Raw genomic sequence first — 3,796 nt, 5'->3', positions numbered from 1 at the left:
CGGCAAGGACAACATCACCATCCGACACTCGATCCCGAACACCAACCGTCCCTCTGGTGGAGGCGCGACAGGTGCGGCAGATCCGAGCATGCCCGTGTCGGGCGGCGGCACTTCCGCCAAAAGTTCGTTGTTGCGTACGTGGAGTGCTTGGCCCACCCTGYGGAGTACCCTGTTGGCGATCCAGCACCACCCCTCCATCCATGATCCCAGCGTTCAGGTACGCCCGAATCAGCCGGATCACACCGGCATCGTCGACGCGTCTTCTGAATCTGTCGATCAGAATGTCGTGGTTTATCCGGTCGAAAAACTTCGACAGATCCACGTCCACCACCACACGTTTGCCCGATTGAACGTACTCCCGCGCGGCCTTTACCGCGGCGAGCGCACCTCGTCCAGGACGAAACCCGTGGCTGTGTTCGCTGAATGTAGGATCGATCAGGGGTTGCAGCACTTGCAACAGTGCCTGCTGGATCAATCGATCCAGCACCGTCGGAATGCCAAGCTCACGCTGGCTCCCATCGGGTTTGGGAATCATCACCCTTCGCACCGGGCTTGGCCGGTACGTGCCCGCCAACAGCTCTTGACGGATTTGGGACCACTGCGTGCGTAACTTCTGGGCAGTGTGYTCGATGTCGAGCCCGTCCACCCCAGCTGCACCCTTGTTGGCCTTGACCCGCTTCCACGCTGCTTGCAGGTTCTCTCTTGTCAGCGCCGCTTCCAGCAGGCCACCTGTGCCCGCCTTCGACCTTGCCGACCCTATGTCCGGGGGTGCAGAGAGCGGGTCGCAGGCTTCGTCGCTGATGGGATCGCGCACAGCTTCACCRTGCGCTACGCTCACCCGCCCGGATTGGTCCGACATCTGACGCTTGGCCTTTAACATCTCTTCTGTCCTCGGTCACTCACTCTCGTTCGGTCCTTCGTGCTTTGCTTCTGCCTCATCGGCCCGCTACTGGCACTACTACGACCTCTGCTGACTCCTCGCTCCAGCATGCGCTGTCGCCCTTTCAGGCATAGGCGAGGTCTCCCCAGGTAAGGACGCAAACCTTCATCGCACAGCCGCCGCATCTACGCCGCTTCGCTTTGGTCACAAGAGCTTCGCGGTTCGATGCCCGCTCGCCCTGCTTGGCAGCGCCTTCTATGCAGTTTTTGTCCATCGGCTCACGATTTACGCTCCACGCTTCCTCCCCACATTCGGTCACCCTCATGCAGTTGCGCTTCACTTCACTCACTGTGACCAGCTCGTGGCGGGACTTGCACCCGCAGGTTTGCGCCCATGCTGGGCGCACATCGCGGTAGGGATGCCCGTTACCGGGCACCCCCCGCACAGATCCGGACGTGCCCGATTCGGGCATCCGGCTCCTACCTCGGGTGTTTGACGGCAAAGCGCTGGTTCGGCCATGGATGAAGGATTCGGGGTGTCGGGAGCCAGTGTGCGGCGAGCTTCGTCATCCGTTCCCACGTCAGGCCGTCCTTCTGACTACGCCGCCGAAGCGTGCGTCGCCAGAGGTCGGTGACGTGGTATCGGAAGGCCTGCAGTGCCCGCTGATTCGTGGGCACCGCGTGATACGCGAAGTAGCCCGTGATCACGGCCTTCAGCCATTTGCCCTGTTCGGGGATGGCWTCGTGCATGCGTTCCCGAAGCTGCGCCTTGATCTCCTTGAGCCTCGCCATCATGCGGTCACCCCTTGTCTTTCGCAGGAGCTGGAAGGCTCCACCGCGGGTCTTTCCACARATGAAGATAAAGCCCAGGAACGTAAAGGTTTCTGGCTTACCCAACCCGCGCCGCTTTCGTCGTGTCGCCGCAAAGCGGCCGAACTCCAGCAGTCTGGTCTTCTCCCCGTGAAGCTCGAGCGAGAATTGCTCGAACCTCGTTCGCATCGCGTCCCAGAATCGCCGCGCATCAGCTTCGTGCTCGAAGCCGACCACGATGTCGTCGGCGTAGCGCACGACGATCACGTTGCCAGTGGCTTCGCGCCGTCGCCATTGCTTGGCCCAGAGATCGAAGACATAGTGCAGGTAGACGTTCGCGAGCAGCGGTGAAACCACTGCCCCTTGAGGTGTCCCCATCTCACTGACGCTCCAGTTCCCGTCTTCCAGGACGCCCGCCTTGAGCCACTTGCGCACAAGACGGATGACGCGCTCGTCGCCAATCCGATGCTCCAGGAATCGGACGAGCCATTCCTGGCTGACCGAATCGAAGAAGCCTCGAATATCGGCGTCGAGAATCCAGTTCACCGGGGTATCGCCTATCGCCACCGACAGTGCGTCCAACGCGTCATGCTGGCTGCGTCCGGGTCGGAACCCGTACGAGAAGCCGAGGAAGTCTTCCTCATAGATGGCGTTGAGCACAGCGACGACCGCGCGCTGGACGATCTTGTCTTCTAGCGCCGCGATTCCCAGTGGGCGTTGTTTGCCGTCCGACTTCGGTATGAACCGCCGCCTGACGGGCAGCGCCCGGTAGCTGCCACTATGGACCCTTGCATGCAGCTCCCGAAGGTTGCCCTCCAGGTTCGCCTCGTAGTCCTGCCACGTCACGCCGTCCACTCCGGGTGCGGCACGGCGCTTGAGCGCCAGGAACGCGTCCCGCAGCAATTCGACCGTCACGTGGTGCAGCAGCGCCGTGAACTTTTCCTTCTTCCGCTGCCTTGCAGCGTTGCGTACACGGTCCAGCCCCTGTGACACGCTACCGCGGCTCTGTGTCCGTCGCGTGTGCGATTGGCCCGTGTTCCCCTTGGTCCCCGCCCTTGGCTCCACCCACTCCGCAGCCGGTCGCCCGACTTTGTTCGCAGGCTTCATCGCTACTATGGCGGAGTCTGACTTCTCAGGTCCGTTCATCATCGGCTACGGCTCCTCGCCTTCCCGATGCGGGCCAGTCGCCGAGGCGGCTGGTCAAACCCGAGATCTCCCGGTTCCCGTGCAAGGAGCGTGCGCACATGCCAGGGTCTCCGACCACGCCGGGTCGTCGGGGTGCTCGCGATGACGCGCCCAGACGTGTTGCCTTCCGCTTTTGGAACAGCGTGGGCACCCGAAACTTCCTTCCTATCGCGGCTCAATGGCTGGCCTATGCGTACCCCTGTCAACGCTTCGCGCCGCACCTCGCGGTGTGACGCGCATGACTCGGGGACAACATGATTCGCTACTTCTTTGTTGTCAGGGACTTGCACCCTTTACTCCTTGCCGGTCTCCCGGCGCACTCCAGATGAAGGGTTTGGGGTTGGCGTTGTGGTGGGCCACGTACAGATCGATGGCCAGTTCCAGTTCGGGCACGCTGGTGAAGCTGTCGCGCCGGATGCGGTTCTCCGAGATGTCGCGGAAGAAGCGCTCGACCATGTTCAGCCACGACGCCTGGGCTTTGGCGCCGACTATGTGCTGCCTCTGCTGCCGGGCTTCATTGCGCGATACCCAGCTGTTCAGTCGGACTGGCATTGGGACAACCGACGGGTCGACCTCATTTCGGAGGGATTCGATGCAGCCATCGCGGGCGGCTTCGAGCTCGCGCCCGGGGTTGCCGCTCGTAAAGAGCGGTGCCTTGGCATCCCCTACCAGCGACGCCGAGTGATCACGGACACCGGCCACATCGGGGGATCTGGCACTCTGGACCAGCGAGGCGCTCTCCGCTGAGGTCTATATGCCCCCCGAGGGGCCTGGGGAGACACGCCATGGCCCTCTTTCTTGTAGCCGCCGAAGCCTTGGTCGCCCACTATCTGAACGGACGCACCTTGCCGGAGCTGGTGCACAAAGCAGCAGTGCAAGCGGCGCGAACGCGGCTGATTGAGGGGAAGATGCCCGTCCTTGA

At 62.5% G+C, this 3,796-nt stretch carries 3 protein-coding genes and 1 pseudogene; 1 reads left to right on the top strand and 3 read right to left on the bottom strand.

The features are described 5' to 3' along the window. The 3 genes from AC1DY5_RS46205 to ltrA form a co-directional block, all read right to left on the bottom strand. On the bottom strand, positions 1 to 880 hold an 880-nt coding region (locus AC1DY5_RS46205), incomplete at its 3' end, for a reverse transcriptase domain-containing protein (RefSeq protein WP_478121094.1). A 124-nt stretch (positions 881 to 1,004) separates the two neighbouring features. Further along, entirely contained in the window at positions 1,005 to 1,229 is a 225-nt protein-coding gene (locus AC1DY5_RS46200; protein ID WP_478121093.1) for a hypothetical protein, read from the bottom strand. 130 nt (positions 1,230 to 1,359) lie between these two features. Further along, on the bottom strand, positions 1,360 to 2,838 hold the full coding sequence (ltrA, locus tag AC1DY5_RS46195) for a group II intron reverse transcriptase/maturase (RefSeq protein ID WP_478121092.1): 1,479 nt from the start codon (positions 2,836 to 2,838) through the stop codon (positions 1,360 to 1,362). A 510-nt stretch (positions 2,839 to 3,348) separates the two neighbouring features. Between ltrA and AC1DY5_RS46190 the strand changes: the two are divergent. Beyond that, positions 3,349 to 3,519 (top strand): annotated as a pseudogene (locus AC1DY5_RS46190) (LysR substrate-binding domain-containing protein); the annotation flags it as partial. Positions 3,520 to 3,796 lie beyond the last annotated feature (277 nt).

The sequence above is a fragment of the Variovorax sp. P4_D9 genome (assembly GCF_056401695.1).
This window is presented reverse-complemented; position numbering and strand designations above follow the sequence as displayed.